The organism is Streptomyces puniciscabiei (genome assembly GCF_006715785.1).
GTDB classification, from domain to species: Bacteria; Actinomycetota; Actinomycetes; order Streptomycetales; family Streptomycetaceae; genus Streptomyces; species Streptomyces puniciscabiei.
Genome location: NZ_VFNX01000001.1, coordinates 2,309,540 through 2,323,818, shown reverse-complemented (window position 1 = coordinate 2,323,818; position 14,279 = coordinate 2,309,540). Strand labels below are relative to the sequence as shown.

15 protein-coding genes are annotated in these 14,279 nt (G+C 73.3%); 11 read left to right on the top strand and 4 right to left on the bottom strand.

The window, feature by feature from the left end:
- Positions 1 to 9 precede the first annotated feature (9 nt).
- Complete coding sequence (locus FB563_RS10410; protein ID WP_055707781.1) at positions 10 to 789, bottom strand: SDR family NAD(P)-dependent oxidoreductase; 780 nt, start codon at positions 787 to 789, stop codon at positions 10 to 12.
- Between the two features lie 106 nt (positions 790 to 895).
- Between FB563_RS10410 and FB563_RS10405 the strand changes: the two genes are divergently transcribed.
- The 7 genes from FB563_RS10405 (at position 896) to FB563_RS42850 (ending at position 7,432) form a co-directional block, all read left to right on the top strand.
- Complete coding sequence (locus tag FB563_RS10405; RefSeq protein WP_142218614.1) at positions 896 to 1,267, top strand: holo-ACP synthase; 372 nt, start codon at positions 896 to 898, stop codon at positions 1,265 to 1,267.
- Between the two features lie 44 nt (positions 1,268 to 1,311).
- Positions 1,312 to 2,745 carry an NAD(P)H-hydrate dehydratase gene (locus tag FB563_RS10400; RefSeq protein WP_142218613.1) on the top strand — a complete coding sequence of 478 codons (1,434 nt, stop codon included), beginning with the start codon at positions 1,312 to 1,314 and terminating at the stop codon, positions 2,743 to 2,745.
- 311 nt (positions 2,746 to 3,056) lie between these two features.
- Positions 3,057 to 3,986, top strand: coding sequence for a L,D-transpeptidase (locus FB563_RS10390; RefSeq protein WP_244329015.1), 930 nt, complete (start codon positions 3,057 to 3,059; stop codon positions 3,984 to 3,986).
- Positions 3,987 to 4,040: 54 nt separating this feature from the next.
- Positions 4,041 to 5,204, top strand: coding sequence for an alanine racemase (gene alr, locus FB563_RS10385; RefSeq protein WP_055708857.1), 1,164 nt, complete (start codon positions 4,041 to 4,043; stop codon positions 5,202 to 5,204).
- Between the two features lie 196 nt (positions 5,205 to 5,400).
- Positions 5,401 to 6,657 carry an alpha/beta fold hydrolase gene (locus FB563_RS10380; protein ID WP_055708856.1) on the top strand — a complete coding sequence of 419 codons (1,257 nt, stop codon included), beginning with the start codon at positions 5,401 to 5,403 and terminating at the stop codon, positions 6,655 to 6,657.
- A complete protein-coding gene (tsaE, locus tag FB563_RS10375; RefSeq protein ID WP_055708855.1) occupies positions 6,623 to 7,135 on the top strand; it encodes a tRNA (adenosine(37)-N6)-threonylcarbamoyltransferase complex ATPase subunit type 1 TsaE in 513 nt (170 codons plus the stop codon). Before FB563_RS10380 ends, tsaE begins: the two co-directional genes overlap by 35 nt.
- A 123-nt stretch (positions 7,136 to 7,258) precedes the next feature.
- Positions 7,259 to 7,432, top strand: a complete 174-nt coding sequence (locus FB563_RS42850; protein ID WP_167528481.1) for a hypothetical protein — start codon at positions 7,259 to 7,261, stop codon at positions 7,430 to 7,432.
- Here FB563_RS42850 and FB563_RS10370 read toward each other — a convergent pair.
- The gene (locus tag FB563_RS10370) at positions 7,429 to 7,980 is read right to left on the bottom strand and encodes a hypothetical protein (RefSeq protein WP_055708854.1); all 552 of its coding nucleotides are present in this window, start codon (positions 7,978 to 7,980) and stop codon (positions 7,429 to 7,431) included. The two genes, FB563_RS42850 and FB563_RS10370, sit on opposite strands and share 4 nt — an antisense overlap.
- Before the next feature lie 123 nt (positions 7,981 to 8,103).
- On the opposite strand from FB563_RS10370, the gene tsaB reads away from it, so the two are divergent.
- The 4 genes from tsaB to FB563_RS10350 are packed head-to-tail and all read left to right on the top strand — an operon-like array spanning position 8,104 to position 10,607.
- Positions 8,104 to 8,760, top strand: a complete 657-nt coding sequence (gene tsaB, locus FB563_RS10365) for a tRNA (adenosine(37)-N6)-threonylcarbamoyltransferase complex dimerization subunit type 1 TsaB (RefSeq protein ID WP_055708853.1) — start codon at positions 8,104 to 8,106, stop codon at positions 8,758 to 8,760.
- Between the two features lie 17 nt (positions 8,761 to 8,777).
- Positions 8,778 to 9,272 (top strand): ribosomal protein S18-alanine N-acetyltransferase, encoded by a 495-nt coding sequence (gene rimI, locus FB563_RS10360; RefSeq protein WP_055708861.1) that lies wholly within the window; start codon positions 8,778 to 8,780, stop codon positions 9,270 to 9,272.
- Positions 9,265 to 10,353 (top strand): tRNA (adenosine(37)-N6)-threonylcarbamoyltransferase complex transferase subunit TsaD, encoded by a 1,089-nt coding sequence (gene tsaD / locus FB563_RS10355; protein WP_055708852.1) that lies wholly within the window; start codon positions 9,265 to 9,267, stop codon positions 10,351 to 10,353. The genes rimI and tsaD overlap by 8 nt, the downstream gene beginning before the upstream one ends.
- Entirely contained in the window at positions 10,350 to 10,607 is a 258-nt protein-coding gene (locus FB563_RS10350) for a hypothetical protein (protein ID WP_055708851.1), read from the top strand. Before tsaD ends, FB563_RS10350 begins: the two co-directional genes overlap by 4 nt.
- Positions 10,608 to 10,808: 201 nt before the next feature.
- Here FB563_RS10350 and FB563_RS10340 read toward each other — a convergent pair whose 3' ends face one another.
- Complete coding sequence (locus FB563_RS10340; protein ID WP_234357917.1) at positions 10,809 to 11,699, bottom strand: COG4705 family protein; 891 nt, start codon at positions 11,697 to 11,699, stop codon at positions 10,809 to 10,811.
- Positions 11,700 to 11,848: 149 nt separating this feature from the next.
- The gene (locus FB563_RS10335; RefSeq protein WP_055708850.1) at positions 11,849 to 14,158 is read right to left on the bottom strand and encodes a beta-xylosidase/alpha-l-arabinosidase; all 2,310 of its coding nucleotides are present in this window, start codon (positions 14,156 to 14,158) and stop codon (positions 11,849 to 11,851) included.
- Between the last annotated feature and the right edge of the window lie 121 nt (positions 14,159 to 14,279).

Sequence of the window (14,279 nt, the reverse complement as noted above, 5' to 3'; positions counted from 1 at the left end):
CGCGGCTGCTCAGTGGACCGACAGGCCGCCGTCCACGAAGAGCGACTGGCCGGTGACGTAGGCGGAGGCGCGGCTCGCCAGGAAGACGGCCGCGCCTTCGAAGTCCTCGGCGAGGCCGTTGCGGCCGGTCAGGGTGCGGGCGGCGAGGGCGGCCACCTTGTCCGGGTCGGCGGACAGGCGCCGGTTGAGCGGTGTCATCACGAAGCCCGGCACCAGGGTGTTGACGGTGACGCCGTACGGCGACCAGGCCTCGGCCTGCGAGCGGGCCAGCGACTCCAGCGCGCCCTTGGAGACGCCGTAGGCCCCGCTCTGCACGAAGGCGCGGTGGGCCTGCTGGGAGGTGATGTGGATGATGCGGCCGAAGCCGCGTTCCGCCATGCCCGGCCCGAAGCGCTGCCCCAGCAGGAAAGGCGCCTCCAGGTTCACGGACATGGTGGCGTCCCACACGTCCTCGCCCAGCTCGCCCATCGGCGGGCGCAGGTTGATCCCGGCGGAGTTGACGAGGATGTCCGGCTCACCGAAGACGGCGGCTGCCTCCTCGGCCGCCGCGCGGACGCCGTCGCGGGTCCCCAGATCGGCGGCGACCCAGGCGGCCCGGCAGCCCGAGGCCGTCAACTCGCCCATGGCTTCCTCCAGTTGACCCTTGGAGCGGGCCACGGCCACCACGCTCGCGCCGGCCCGGGCCAGCGCCCCGGCGATGGCCCGGCCGATGCCGGAACTGCCTCCGGTCACCACGGCGACACGGCCGTCCAGCGAGAACAGGTCGGAGAGGTAGTCCTGGGACGTCATGGGCGGAGCCTAGACCGCACGCGCGCGGACGGCAGTTGGGTTTCGACAGGCGGGCAGGTGGCGGGTGGGCGGGTGCCGCCGGGGCCGCGACCGTAGGCTGCCCGGCATGAGCATCATCGGAGTCGGGATCGACGTCGCCGAGATCGACCGGTTCCGCGCGTCGCTGGAGCGGACGCCCGGGCTGGCCGACCGGCTGTTCGTGGCGCGGGAACTGCTGCTGCCCAGCGGGGAACGGCGCGGGATCGCCTCGCTCGCGGCCCGGTTCGCCGCCAAGGAGGCCCTGGCGAAGGCGCTGGGGGCGCCGCCCGGGCTGCACTGGACGGACGCCGAGGTGTACGTCGAGGACAGCGGGCAGCCCCAGCTGCGGGTGACGGGCACCGTGGCGGCGCGGGCCGCCGAGCTGGGCGTGCGGTCCTGGCATGTGTCGCTCAGTCATGACGCGGGCGTCGCCTCGGCCGTGGTGGTCGCCGAGGGCTGAGTCCCGGGTGTGGGTGACGGCCGTTGCGGGGCAGACTCGGTGCCATGCGGAATGCGTACGGCGTGGAGACGGTAAGGGCGGCCGAACGGGCGCTGATGGCGCGGCTGCCGGAGGGTGCCCTGATGCAGCGGGCGGCCGCGGGGCTGGCCGCCGCCTGTGCCGAGTTGCTCGGCCGGGTGTACGGCAGCCGGGTGGTGCTGCTCGTCGGCAGCGGTGACAACGGCGGGGACGCGCTGTACGCCGGGGCACGGCTGGCCCGGCGCGGGGCCGGGGTCACGGCCGTGCTCCTGACGCCCGAGCGGGCGCACGCGGGCGGGCTGGCCGCTCTGCGGCGGGCAGGAGGCGCGGTCGCCGGGGCCGGTTCCGCCGACGGGCTGATCGAGCGGGCCGACCTCGTCGTGGACGGGATCGTCGGGATCGGCGGCAAGGGCGGGCTGCGGCCCGAGGCGGAGGCCCTGGCCGGTGCCGCCGAGCGGTCCCGGGCCGCCGTGGTGGCCGTGGACCTGCCGAGCGGGGTGGAGGCGGACACCGGAGAAGTGCGGGGGGCCGCGGTCCGGGCCGATCTGACGGTGACCTTCGGGACGTACAAGCCGGGCCTGCTGATCGATCCGGCGCGGGAGTACGCCGGGGTCGTCCGGCTCGTCGACATCGGCCTGGAACCTCCCGCCGGGCCCGAGCTCCAGGCTCTGCAACACGTCGACGTGGCGCGGCTGTTGCCGGTGCCCGCCGGGGAGAGCGACAAGTACCGGCGCGGGGTCGTCGGCATCGCCGCCGGGTCCGCGCGCTATCCCGGCGCCGCCGTGCTCGCCGTCTCCGGCGCGCTGCGGGGCGGGGCGGGCGCCGTGCGGTACGTCGGACCGGCCGGGGAGGCGGTCATCGCCCGCTTCCCGGAGACACTGGTGTCCGACCGTGGACCGGCGAAGGCGGGGCGGGTACAGGCCTGGGTGGTCGGGCCGGGCGCCGGGGAGGACGCCGCGACCGTGGCCGAGGTGCTCGCGGCGGACGTGCCGGTGCTGCTCGACGCGGACGGGCTGCGGCTGGCCGAGCGGGACGCGGTGCGCGGGCGTACGGCGCCGACCCTGATGACGCCTCATGCCGGGGAGGCCGCCGCGCTGCTGGGCGTACGCCGGGAGGAGGTCGAGGAGGCCCGGCTGGGCGCGGTGCGGGAGCTGGCGGCGGCGTACCGGGCGACGGTGCTGCTGAAGGGGTCCACCACCCTGGTCGCCGACGCCGGGGGCGGGGCCGTGCGGGTCAACGCCACGGGGACCCCTTGGCTGGCCACCGCGGGCAGCGGTGACGTGTTGTCAGGGCTCGGCGGGTCGCTGCTGGCGGCGGGGCTGTCCGCGCTGGACGCCGGGAGCGCGGCGGCCTACCTGCACGGCCTCGCCGGCCGCTTCGCGGCGAACGGTGCGCCGGTGGGAGCGCACGACGTCGCCGCGCACATTCCGGAGGCGTGGCGGGACGTGCGTGCGCTGTAGCCGGCCGTGCTTCGGCTGGGCGGGCGTGGGTGTCGCTTGCCCGCGCCGGCGGGGTGCCGCCGATGAGCGCCCCGAAGGGGCGCGGGGCTGTGTCGATATGCGGCTCCGCCGCGTGGGCGCGACCAGCCCCTACGCACCCGCAGCCGGACGACAGCGGTTCCCCGCCCCCACCGAATCCGACCCGCCGACGCACCCGCACCCGCACCCGCACCCGCACCCGGCCGACGACCGACGTACCCAGCTCCATCCCCCGGGTGACCTCCCCCGCGCGGCACCCCTGATCCGGCGGAGCCGCGCGCTTGGCTGATCGCATGATCAGCAGACGAATCGCGTCCAGAGGCGTCGCCGTGCTGCTCGCCACCGCGACGGCCCTCCCGGCGACCGGCACCGCCATGGCCTCCCCCGCGGCCGGGGCCCCAGCGGCGAGCGTGCACGCGGCCGCCGCCCCCGTACCGCCCGCCGCCGCCCCCGAGCTGGTGCCCGGTGTCGCCCCCGGGCCTGCCCAGCCGTGGCAGATCGACACGCCCGACCAGGCGTTGCCGCCGCGGGTGTACACGCCGACCAAGGCCGAGGACGCCGTGGAGCCGAGGGCCGCGGCGCCGGGGACGTACGACCTCATCGAGTACGTGCCGCTGTCCGACGCGGTCGGCAAGACGACGTGCAGCAAGCAGGCCGGGCCCTATCAGCGGCAGGTCGAGGCGTGGCTGAAGCTGAAGGTCGACGGGAGGCAGTCCACCGCCGACTGCGAGGCCATCCGCGCCTTCCAGCTGAAGTACAAGATCAAGCCCGCCATCGGGTTCGCCGGGCCCGTCACCTGGTCGACCATGATGCTCGTCGCCGCGAGGAAGAACCCGAACGCCGCCAAGAAGTGCCCCGTCCGCTCGTACAAGGTGGCCTGCGTCGATCTGGACCGGCAGCTCACCTGGGTGCAGCAGGGCTCCAAGGTGGTGTTCGGGCCGGTGCCCATGCGCAGCGGACGCAAGGGGTACGTCACCCGCAAGGGCTGGCACACCATCTACTGGCGGCACAAGAACCACGTCTCGACCCTCTACAACCAGCCCATGCCGTACGCCCAGTTCTTCGACGGCGGCCAGGCCTTCCACGCCGTCTACGGCAGCATTTACACGACCGTCGGCTCCATGGGATGCGTGAACCTGAAGCTCTCCGACGCGCGCACCCTGTGGGACGTGCTGAAGAAGGGCGACCACGTCTACGTATGGGGGAGGCGGCCGGGTACCTGAGGTCCGGAGACTGCGGCCGGGGCCGTGACGGCCCTCTGAGACACTGGGGGCGCGATGAGTGAGACTGCGACTGTGCCGACCGCCCCCCTGCGCGCCCGTGCCGAGATCGACCTGGGCGCCCTGCGGGCCAATGTGCGTGCCCTGCGTGCCCGGGCGAAGGGCGCGGCCCTGATGGCCGTCGTCAAGTCCGACGGGTACGGCCACGGGGCGGTGCCCTGTGCCCGCGAGGCCCTCGCGGCGGGCGCGACCTGGCTCGGCACGGCCACGCCCGAGGAGGCCCTCGCGCTGCGCGCGGCCGGACTGCCGGGCCCCGTTCTGTGCTGGCTGTGGGTGCCGGGCGGCCCCTGGCGGCAGGCCGTCGAGGCCGGCATCGACGTGTCGGTGAGCGGCATGTGGGCGCTGCGGGAGGTCGTCGCGGCCGCCAGGGAGGCCGGGCGGCACGCGCGCGTGCAGCTCAAGGCCGACACCGGGCTCGGCCGCAACGGCTGCCAGCCCGGGGCGGACTGGGCCGAGCTGGTCGCCGAGTCCCTGCGCGCCGAGGCCGAGGGACTGGTGAAGGTCACCGGGCTGTGGTCGCACTTCGCCTGCGCCGACGAGCCCGGCCACCCCTCCATCGCCGCCCAGCTCGACCGCTTCCGCGAGATGCTGGCGTACGCCGAGGAACAGGGCGTGCGCCCCGAGGTGCGGCACATCGCCAACTCGCCCGCCACGCTCACCCTGCCCGAGACCCACTTCGACCTCGTCCGCCCCGGCATCGCCATGTACGGCATCTCGCCCAGCCCGGAGCTGGGCACCCCGGCCGACTTCGGGCTGCGCCCGGTGATGACGCTCAGCGCCTCGCTGGCGCTGGTCAAGCACGTCCCGGGCGGGCACGGGGTCAGTTACGGCCACCACTACGTCACCCCCGGCGAGACCACGCTCGGCCTCGTCCCCATCGGCTACGGCGACGGCATCCCCCGGCACGCCTCCGGCACCGGTCCGGTGCTGGTCGACGGCAAGTGGCGCACGGTCGCCGGCCGGGTGGCCATGGACCAGTTCGTGGTGGACCTCGGCGGCGACGCCCCCGAGGTGGGCAGCGAGGCGGTGTTGTTCGGTCCCGGCGACCGCGGTGAGCCCACCGCCGAGGACTGGGCGCAGGCCTGCGGCACGATCGCGTACGAGATCGTCACGCGGATCGGAACCCGGGTTCCACGCGTCTATGTGAATGCGTCTGCGTAAATGCGTCTGCGTAAGTGCGTCCGTGTAAATGCATCCGTGTGACCGAGTTCATGTGAACGGGGAAGGACTTCGGTAACCCGTTCGAGAGCCGCGATCCGGATCACGTGTAACTCCGGTCATACCCGTTGCGGCGGCAGCACAGGCACCATCGTCGCACCCACCTGGCGAACTGCAGTACGGCGAAGAGGAGCGGTACGTGAGCGAGAGCAGTGCGGAGGCCGTGGCGGACGTCGTCGCCTCGGCCTCCGCCTCCGCCGCGGGAGCGGCCGGAAGCTGGCGCAGGGCGACCGGCCTCGCCGGTGCCGCGATAGGCGTGCTCGCCGCGGGAGCGGCGGCCGGTGTCGCCATAGAGCGGATGACGGTGGGGCGCGGGATGCGCCGGAAGGCCCGGCTGGCGCTGGACTCCGCGGGCCCCTACGGCACCCTGCGCGGCATCCCGGGCAAGGCGGTCGCCGACGACGGCACCGAGCTGTACTACGAGGTCGACGAGGTCGAGCCCGACCCGGGACCGAACGTCTCCCCGCGCCGACGCCGCCTGTTCGGCCGCAAGGCCCCCGCACCCGTGACCGTCGTCTTCTGTCACGGCTACTGCCTCAGCCAGGACTCCTGGCACTTCCAGCGCGCGGCCCTGCGCGGGGTCGTACGGACCGTGCACTGGGACCAGCGCAGCCACGGCCGCTCCGGGCGGGGCGTGGCCCAGACCCGGGACCGGGTGCCGGTCACCATCGACCAGCTCGGCCGCGACCTCAAGGCCGTCCTCGACGCCGCCGTACCCCAGGGCCCGATCGTGCTGGTCGGCCATTCCATGGGCGGGATGACGATCATGGCGCTCGCCGCCCAGTTCCCCGAGCTGATCGAGGAGCGGGTGGTCGCCACCGCCCTCGTCGGTACGTCGTCCGGGCGGCTGGGCGAGGTCAACTTCGGGCTGCCGGTCGCCGGCGTCAACGCGGTGCGCCGGATCCTGCCCGGCGTGCTGAAGGCGCTCGGACAGCAGGCGGAGCTGGTGGAGAAGGGGCGCCGGGCCACCGCCGACCTGTTCGCCGGGATCATCAAGCGGTACTCGTTCGCGGGGCGGGACATCGACCCGGCCGTCGAGCGGTTCGCGGAGCGGATGATCGAGTCCACGCCGATCGACGTGGTCGCCGAGTTCTACCCCGCCTTCACCGACCACGACAAGACCGAGGCGCTCGCCTGCTTCCGGGACATGCCGGTGCTGGTCCTGGCCGGCGTCCAGGACCTGGTCACACCGAGCGAGCACAGCGAGGCCATAGCCGACCTGCTGCCCGACGCCGAGCTGGTCCTCGTCCCGGACGCCGGGCACCTGGTGATGCTGGAACACCCGGAAGTGGTCACCGACCGCCTCGCCGACCTGCTCACCCGCGCGGGTGCGGTGCCCGCAGGGGCTACGGTTATGGGCTATGGAAGCACCAGCAGCACCGCAGGACCCCACTGAGACCCGGCTGACGATCACCTCGCCCGAGCAGATGCGGGAGCTGGGCCGCAGGCTGGCCAAACTGCTGCGCGCCGGCGACCTGGTGATGCTCAGCGGCGAGCTCGGCGCTGGCAAGACCACGCTGACCCGCGGGCTCGGCGAGGGACTCGGGGTGCGCGGCGCGGTCACCTCGCCGACCTTCGTGATCGCCCGGGTGCACCCGTCCCTGGGCGACGGCCCGCCCCTCGTCCACGTGGACGCCTACCGGCTCGGCGGCGGCCTGGACGAGATGGAGGACCTGGACCTCGACGTCAACCTGCCCGACTCGGTGATCGTCGTGGAATGGGGCGAGGGCAAGGTCGAGGAGCTGACCGAGGACCGCCTCCAGGTCGTCATCCACCGCGCGGTGGGGGACACCACCGACGAGGTGCGGCACGTCACCGTGACGGGGCTGGGGGAGCGCTGGTCGGACGCGGGTCTGGAGACGCTCACGGCCTGAGCGGCCGGGATTCCGACAAGCCGTCGGCAACATGTTGCGCAGGACGTCCCGGGCGTGGTCACATGGTACCCAGCCCGTAGTTAGGCATGCCTAACTACCCGCCCCCGCTCTTCAGGAGGCGCCATGACCGCAGCCGGCCCCATCGGGGTGTCCATGCACGACCTGCTGGCGTCGTGCGAGGCGGCAGACGCGATCTCCACACCCCCGAGGGCACCTGAGGAGCGCCCCGAAGGGGCAGCCGCGACGGACCCGCAGCCGAACGACGACGATCCGGCACGGCACCCCGACGCCGCCTAACGAATCACCACCACCTTCACCCCGACGGTCGCGAACATCCACATCGCATCGCCATCGGCCCGGGTCTCCCGGATCCCTCCCGTCCGCCCGCTCGGATCGGCGGCGGCCGCCCGCTGGGCGACCGCCGCGCTGAACCCGATCGTCAGCCCGTTCACGCTGGTGAAGCGGACGACGTGCTCGACGGGCACACCGTCCGTGCCGGTGGTCGCGCTCGACCGGGACGTGACCCAGTAGATGCCCGGAGGGGGGTCGACCGTGCCGGGGGCGACCTTGAAGGAGCGTTCCAGCCGGTTGGTGCCGTCGACCAGCCAGACCCGGTCGTCGTCCACCGAGTACACGACCCGTTCACCCGTACCGGACCCGCGCGGCACGGAGGACGGGCTGTGCCGGCCCCCGGGGACCGTGCCCGCGCTCGCCGAGGCGTTCGGGCCGGGGCTGCCGCTCAGGTGCGCCGGCGCGGTCGTCCGGGCCTCGTAACCGAGGAAGCCGACGGCTCCGAGGGCCGCCGCGGTGAGGCCGGCCACGATCAGCGAGCTGGTCCCTGCCATGTGCGCTCACCTCTTCCTCGTGTTCCTCATGCGATATGTCAGTACTTCGTACAGACCGTAGCAGTCAGTGACGGTCTGCCCCGGACGGCCGTGCGCGCGGCGCGGGCGCCGTAGGCTGTTCGCGTGCTCTTGCTCGCTCTGGATACCGCAACCCCCGCTGTCACCGTCGCGCTGCACGACGGCACGGACGTCATCGCCTCGTCGAGTCAGGTGGACGCGCGCCGGCACGGAGAGCTGCTGCTGCCGGCCGTCGACCGTGTGCTCGCCGAGGCCGGGCTCAAGCTGGAGGCCGTCACCGGCATCGCCGTCGGCATCGGCCCGGGGCCGTACACCGGCCTGCGGGTCGGCCTGATGACCGCCGACACCTTCGGCCTGGCGCTGGGCGTCCCCGTCCACGGCGTGTGCACGCTGGACGCTCTCGCCTACGCCGCCGACATCGAGAAGGGTCCCTTCGTCGTGGCGACCGACGCCCGGCGCAAGGAGGTCTACTGGGCGAAGTACGCCGACTCCCGCACCCGGCTGACCGACCCGGCGGTGGACCGGCCGGCCGACATCGCCGAGCAGGTCGCGGGGCTCCCGGCGGTGGGCGCGGGCGCGCTGCTCTACCCGGACACGTTCCCGAGCGCCCACGAGCCCGAGCACGTCTCCGCCGCCGCCCTCGCCTCGCTGGCCGTGGCGAGGCTGGCCGCCGGCGAGGAACTGGCGGCACCCCGGCCGCTGTATCTGCGCCGCCCGGACGCCCAGGTGCCCAAGAACTACAAGGTGGTCACCCCGAAGTGACCGTACGACTGCGCGAGATGCGCTGGTGGGACATCGACCCGGTCCTGGAGCTGGAGAAGGACCTGTTCCCCGAGGACGCCTGGTCCCGGGGCATGTTCTGGTCCGAGCTGGCGCACTCCCGGGGCGCCGAGGCGACCCGGCGTTATCTCGTGGCCGAGACCGACGGCCGGATCGTCGGCTACGCCGGACTGGTCGCCGCCGGTGAGCAGGGCGATGTCCAGACCATCGCCGTGGCGCGGGACCACCAGGGCACCGGCCTCGGCGCGCGGCTGCTGGCCGAGCTGCTGCGGGCGGCGACCGCGTTCGAGTGCCACGAGGTGATGCTCGAATGCCGGGTCGACAACGTCCGCGCCCAGAAGCTCTACGAGCGCTTCGGCTTCGAGCCCATCGGCTTCAGACGCGGCTACTACCAGCCGGGCAACGTGGACGCCCTGGTCATGCGCCTGACGACAGAACCCGACAGCGGCTCCGCCGCGGGTCCATCAGCACAAGGAACCGAGATCAATGACTGACGAACCTCTCGTCCTCGGCATCGAGACCTCCTGCGACGAGACCGGCGTCGGCATCGTCCGCGGCACCACCCTGCTGGCGGACGCCGTCGCCTCCAGCGTGGACGAGCACGCCCGCTTCGGCGGTGTCGTGCCGGAGGTGGCGTCCCGGGCGCACCTGGAGGCGATGGTCCCGACCATCGACCGTGCGCTGAAGGAGGCGGGGGTCAGCGCCAAGGACCTCGACGGCATCGCCGTCACCGCCGGTCCCGGTCTCGCGGGCGCCCTGCTCGTCGGCGTCTCGGCGGCCAAGGCGTACGCCTACGCCCTCGGCAAGCCCCTGTACGGCGTCAACCACCTCGCCTCGCACATCTGCGTCGACCAGCTGGAGCACGGCCCGCTGCCCGAGCCGACGATGGCCCTGCTGGTCTCCGGCGGGCACTCCTCCCTGCTGCTGTCCGCGGACATCACCTCCGACGTCCGCCCGATGGGCTCGACGATCGACGACGCGGCCGGCGAGGCCTTCGACAAGATCGCCCGGGTGCTGAACCTGGGCTTCCCCGGCGGCCCGGTCATCGACCGCTACGCGCGCGAGGGCGACCCGGAGGCGATCGCCTTCCCGCGCGGCCTGACCGGCCCGCGCGACCCCGCCTACGACTTCTCCTTCTCCGGCCTGAAGACGGCCGTGGCCCGCTGGATCGAGGCCAGGCGCGCGGCCGGTGAGGAGGTCCCGGTGCGGGACGTGGCCGCCTCCTTCCAGGAGGCCGTCGTGGACGTCCTGACCCGCAAGGCCGTCCGCGCCTGCAAGGACGAGGGCGTCGACCACCTGATGATCGGCGGCGGTGTCGCGGCCAACTCCCGGCTGCGCGCGCTCGCCGAGGAGCGCTGCGAGGCGGCCGGCATCCGGCTGCGCGTGCCGCGCCCCAAGCTGTGCACGGACAACGGCGCGATGGTCGCCGCGCTCGGCGCCGAGATGGTCGCACGCAACCGGGCCGCCTCCGGCTGGGACCTGTCCGCCGACTCCTCCCTGCCGGTCACGGACCCGCACGTGCCGGGCAACCACGACCATGTGCACGAGGTCAGCAAGGAGAACCTGTACTCGTGACCGTCGCGCTGATGTGGGAGGCCCGGGCCGCCGCGGGCCGGGGCGAGGAGCTGCTGGCCTGGGTGCGCGGACAGCGCCTGACGGAGGAGCCGCTCAGGCGCGAGACCTTCCGTGCGCCGCAGGACCGGGTGCTGGTCATCACCTGGTGGGACGCGCCGTACGACGCCGCACTGCCCGAACTGCCCGAGCCGGCGGACGAGTTGGTGACGCGGGCCGTGCACCGCTGGCGGTTCGAGCCGGTCGCGGACGGCTGAGTTGCCAAGATCCCCCCGACCTGGGCTATGATCATCACACAGCGAACGGCCGGAACCCGGAAGTCGGAAGACGACTCGGACGCAGTGCGTTGGTGGTCCAAGGAAAGACGCCCCGCTTCCTGCGGGGAGATGCAGGTGCAAGGCCTGCCCGGCGCTCCACAGGAACCCCGCCCCCGGATCTCCCGGAGGCGGGGTTTCGCGTTACCGGCGCGCCTCCTCCTGCCGCCGGCCCGCCTCCGTCTCGACGGCCGCGAACTCCCGGGCCGTGGCCGCCCGCCGCTCCTTGACCTGGGCGTACCCCATCAGGCCGAACAGCACCGCGAGCAGCACCGCCGAAGAACCGGCCGTGCCGAGGTCCAGGCCGCCCTTGGCGACCGGCTTGGTGAGGAGGTCGCCGGCCGTGGCGCCGAGCGGGCGGGTCAGCACGAACGCGATCCAGAAGAGCAGGACGTTCGGCACCGCCGGGACCTTCATCAGGGCGACCAGGACGAGCAGCACGCCGGTCACCAGGGCAGCGCCGCCCAGATAGCCCAGACCCGAGCTGTCGGACAGGAAGTCGCCCATCGAGGTGCCGAGGGTGTTGGAGACCAGGATCGCCGACCAGAACAGGGCCTCGCCCCGGAAGGTGACGATCTCGGTGATCTGGAAGGTCATCCCGCTCAGCTTCCAGCCGAGGAAGATCAGCAGCAGGATCGAGATCAGGATCGCGGCGCCCTCCGGGTAGCCGAGGCCGAGACCCTGCGGGCCCCAGCCCAGCTTCGTCGCGCCGTTCGAAAGGTACTTGGCGCTGGCGTCCCGGTTCATGAAGTCGGACATGGTGGTGCCGGCCATGGAGGTCGACAGGATCACGGTCCAGTAGAAGAACGGGTTGTAGCGCGCGGAGCGCAGCTGGACCACCAGCGTCACCACGAAGACCAGGAACAGGGCGACGGTGGTGAGGAAGTAGCCCAGCTTGAGGGTCTGGGCGAACAGGTCGCCCGCGGTCTCGCCCAGGGTCGTCGCCGCGATCTTCATGATCCAGAAAGCGAGGGTGACCTCGGGCAGTTTCTTCATGACGGACTTCGTCGTGGAGGGTGTCGTCGAGAGCGTCAAGTGGTGCTCCTGTGTGGGGGTGTCAGGTGATCAACGACCCTGTCAGGGGCAACCTGAAAGCATCCTGAACGCCCGTGTCAGGGGTCTTGCGGAAGCGCGTTCGGTGTGCTTCCGCCGTGGCTCAATACGTTCCACCCGGCCCCTGACGTTCAATCGGTTCCCTGGGACACCTCCACATCGCACCGCAGTCGCCGCTCCGGGCCGACCACCCGGACCGGCCCCGTCAGCCGTAGCCGCACCCGGTGCCGTACCTCCGTGCTCGACGCGGCCAGCCGCAGCTCCAGCGCGCCCGGCTCCACCACCCGTGCGCCCGTGCGGTCCGTGAAGGAGGACAGGTCGGCGTGGAAGCGGAAGGTGAGGCGGCGGGACGCGCCCGGGTCCAGCTCCACCCGCTGGTACCCGATCAGCCGTACGTCGGGCCGGGTCACGCTCGCCACCGGGTCGTGCAGATACAGCTGGACCACCTCGGCCCCGGCGCGGTCGCCGGTGTTGCGGACGGTGAGGGAGAGGTCGCAGGAGCCGTCGGTCGGGATCCCGGCCTCGGGGGCGTGGACGTCCTCCCAGGCGAACGTCGTGTAGGAGAGGCCGTGCCCGAACGGGTACAGCGGGGTCGGGTCCAGGTTGCTGACCTCGCCGGCCAGGCCCAGCGGGGGCTGGAGATAGGTCCAGGGCTGGCCGCCGGGCACGCGCGGCACGCTCACCGGGAGGTGCCCGGAGGGGTTCACCCGGCCGGACAGCACCCCGGCCACCGCGGGTCCTCCCTCCTCGCCGGGGAAGAAGGCCTGGACGACCGCGCCGAGCCGGCCGTGCCAGCGGCCCAGGGCGTACGGCCGCCCGGTGAGCAGGACCAGCACCACCGGGACGCCGGTCGCCACCAGCCGGTCCAGCAACTCCGCCTGTACACCCGGCAGTTGGAGATCAGCCACGTCACAGCCCTCGCCGGAGGTGCCCCGGCCGAACAGTCCCGCCCGGTCGCCGAGCACCGCCACGCACACGTCCGCCTCCGCCGCCCGGGCCACCGCCTCCTCGAAGCCGGCCGTGTCCGGGTCCAGGACGCCGCAGCCTGAAGCGAACGTGACCTTGGCGTCCGGGAGTTCGGCGCGCAGGGCGTCCAGGACCGTGGGGATCTCGATGCCGAGCGGGACCTCGGGGTGGTGGGTGAGGACATGGGAGGGGAAGGAGTAGCAGCCGAGCATGGCGAGCGCGTCCGCCGCGCGCGGCCCGACCACCGCGATCCGGGCGTCGGGGGCCAGGGGCAGCAGCCCGTCGGGGTTGTCCAGCAGGACCACCGACTCCTCGGCCAGCCGCCGGGCCACGGCCCGGTTCTCCGCCGAGTCCAGGTCCACCGGGCCCTCCGGCTCCGGCCGCCAGTCCGGATCGAGCAGGCCCAGCTCGCACTTCTGCAGCAGCACACGCCGGGCCGCCCGGTCCACCAGCGCCTGAGGGATGCGGCCCTCGCGCACGGCGGTGACGAGCGGGGTGCCGTAGCACTTCACGGTCGGCAGCTCGACGTCGATGCCCGCCGCCAGCGCCCGGTGCGCCGCCTCCTCCTCGTCCGCCGCCACCCGGTGCAGGGTCTGGAGGAACCCGATGCCGAAGTAGTCGGCGACCACCGTGCCGGTGAAGCCCCACTCCTCGCGCAGCAGCCCGGTCAGCAGGCGCGGGTCGGCGGAGGCGGGCACGCCGTCGGTCTCGGTGTAGGCCGCCATCACCGAGCGGGCCCCGCCCTCGCGCAGCGCCATCTCGAAGGGGGGAAGGGTGACGTCCGCGAACTCCCGTACGCCCGCCCGCACCGGCGCCAGGTTCCGGGCGCCGGCCGAGGACGCGTACCCGGCGAAGTGCTTGAGCGTGGCGACGACCCCGGCCGACTCCAGGCCCCGTACGTAGGCCGTGCCGATGGTGCCGACCAGGTACGGGTCCTCGCCGATGGTTTCCTCGACCCGTCCCCAGCGCGGGTCGCGGACCACGTCCAGGACGGGGGCGAGGCCCTGGTGGACGCCGGAGGCGCGCAGGTCGAGGCCGATGCGCCGGCCCATCCGGGCCACCAGCGCCGGGTCGAAGGCCGCCCCCCAGGCCAGCGGCACCGGGTAGGCCGTCGCGCGCCAGGCGGTGAAACCGGCCAGGCACTCCTCGTGGGCGACGGCCGGGATGCCGAAGCGGCCGGCGGCGGCGATCCGGCGCTGGGCGCGGGCCAGGGCCTGTGCGCCGAGCGCCGGGTCGACGGGGGCGGTGCCGAAGGAGCGGGTCAGCTGGCCGAGGCCGTGGCTGATCAGCTCGTCCCAGTCGACGTCGGCGGTCATCTCGCGCTGCAGGGGGGCGACCCCGTCGCCGTCCGTGGCGGCACCCACCCACACGCCGTACAGCTGGGCGGCCTTCTCCTGAAGGGTCATCCGGGCGAGCAGGTCGGACACGCGGGCGTCGGCGGGCAGGGTGGGGTCGCGCCAAGGAGCGGTGGTCATGGAACTCCCGTCACTCTGACTGTCGCTCACGAATGTTCTCGAATGTTTCGGAGAAGATATCGAATGTTCCGGGGAACCTATGGCGCGCGCGGGCCTTCGTCAAGGGGGCCCGCGACGATAC